At 58.9% G+C, this 1,723-nt stretch carries 1 protein-coding gene and 1 pseudogene; one reads left to right on the top strand and one right to left on the bottom strand.

All coding sequences use genetic code 11. From position 1 onward, the window contains the following. The first annotated feature begins 297 nt into the window (after positions 1-297). Positions 298-1,482 (top strand): trans-sulfuration enzyme family protein, encoded by a 1,185-nt coding sequence (locus C450_RS11090; RefSeq protein WP_005043477.1) that lies wholly within the window; start codon positions 298-300, stop codon positions 1,480-1,482. Positions 1,483-1,594: 112 nt separating this feature from the next. Here the strand turns inward: C450_RS11090 and C450_RS23495 are convergent. Next, positions 1,595-1,723, bottom strand: a pseudogene (locus C450_RS23495) (MOSC domain-containing protein); the annotation flags it as partial.

The raw sequence follows: 1,723 nt of genomic DNA, 5'->3' as shown, positions 1-1,723 counted from the left end.
AATGGGGCGCGAATAGAAAACGTTTGTCCCACGAATATGCCGTCTACTATCATGTTTAGCAGAAATCCTCATACACCCACCAGACAATACCCCCGACGGCTGTCAGAAATTCCGTGCAAGGCTTAGAGGCTCAGCAGAATAACAGGCGGTGGCCGAGTTGTCGATTTTCTTGCTAATTTCACGTGAGGTGCGGTCTTCGCAAATTGAATTACATCTCCTGTTTTTGCTTCTAAACAGTCTCGCCTGGATCTGCAAGTCTAAGTNTATCACACGAACGGGTTCTGCGGTGATTCGCCTATGACACGAGATGACGACTGTTTCCACGAGAACCGATTCAAGACGCTCGCCGTCGGGGCAGCTGAGAACGCGACGCGCCCCGACAAAGGCGGAACGAGCGACGTCATTCCGCCGATACACCTCTCGAGCACCTTCGAGTGGGGTAGCGGGGACAATGCCAACGAACACGACTACTCGCGCGAGAGCAACCCGACGCGGGCGGCCCTTGAGAAGCAGCTAGCACGACTCGAAGGCGGCGAGCACGGACTGGCGTTCGCCTCGGGGATGGCCGCCATCTCGACGACGGTGCTGTCGCTGGTCCCGCCAGGGGGCCACCTCATCTCATCGGACTCCGTCTATAGTGGGACCGAGAGACTACTCACGGACTTCGTCGCCAATCACCTCGGCGTCGACGTCGAGTTCGTCGACGCCCGCGAGCCCGAAAATGTCGCCACAGCGGTTGATTCGGAAACCGCCCTGATCTGGGCAGAGACACCGACGAATCCGTTGATACGCCTGTGCGATGTCCGCTCGATAGGTGACATCGCCGACGACCACGGCGTCCCGTTCGGGGTCGATAGCACCTTCGCAAGCCCGTACTTCCAAGCCCCGCTCGAACTGGGTGCCGACATTGCCGTCCACAGCACCACCAAGTACCTCAACGGCCACTCCGACTCGATCGGCGGTGCCGTCGTCACCGACAACGACGAGATCTTCGAGAATCTGGCGTTTTCTCAGCGGATCGGGCTCGGAAACATGCTTTCGCCGTTCGACTGCTACCTCGTTGCGCGGGGTATCAAGACGCTGCCCGCACGGATGGAACACCATCAGGAGAACGCGATGGCGGTCGCTCGTCTCCTCGAAACCCACGACCGGGTCGCCCGCGTCTACTATCCGGGCCTAGAGAGTCACCCGCAACACGAGCTCGCGGCCGAACAGATGTCGGGATACAGTGGGATGCTTTCCTTCGAATTCGACGGCACGCTTGTTGAAATCGAGGCGTTCATCGATGGTCTCGAGCTGTTCACCCCAGGGGCTAGTCTCGGTGGTGTCGAGAGCCTCATTGAGGTGCCGTCGCTGATGATCCCCGACGAAGTCAGCCACGGGTCTGCTACCGCGGAGATTCCCGAGACCTTGGTCCGGATATCGGTCGGCATCGAAGATGTCGACGATCTTTGCGAAGACCTCCGGACGGCGCTGCCGTAGGCGCGCGTTCCCTTTTCTCCCGACCGTCCCGATCGGCAAGCAGGTCGACTGTCTATCGGTCGTAGCAGCCGCAAGCGGGAATACGAGCCGTTTCCAATCGAAAGAGTGCGGATTATTCGAGGGGTTCGACGGCGTCTCCAGGGCGAATCAACCCATCTTCAAGAATGTCTGCTCGGAGACCTCCTCGGTGAGTGAGTGCCTGCAATACACCATCTTGAGTAATGCGCTGAAGGTGACTACA

The organism is Halococcus salifodinae DSM 8989, from assembly GCF_000336935.1.
Lineage (GTDB): Archaea > Halobacteriota > Halobacteria > Halobacteriales > Halococcaceae > Halococcus > Halococcus salifodinae.
The sequence above is the reverse complement of the archived record's forward strand: the minus strand, read 5'-3'. Positions and strand labels throughout refer to the sequence as shown.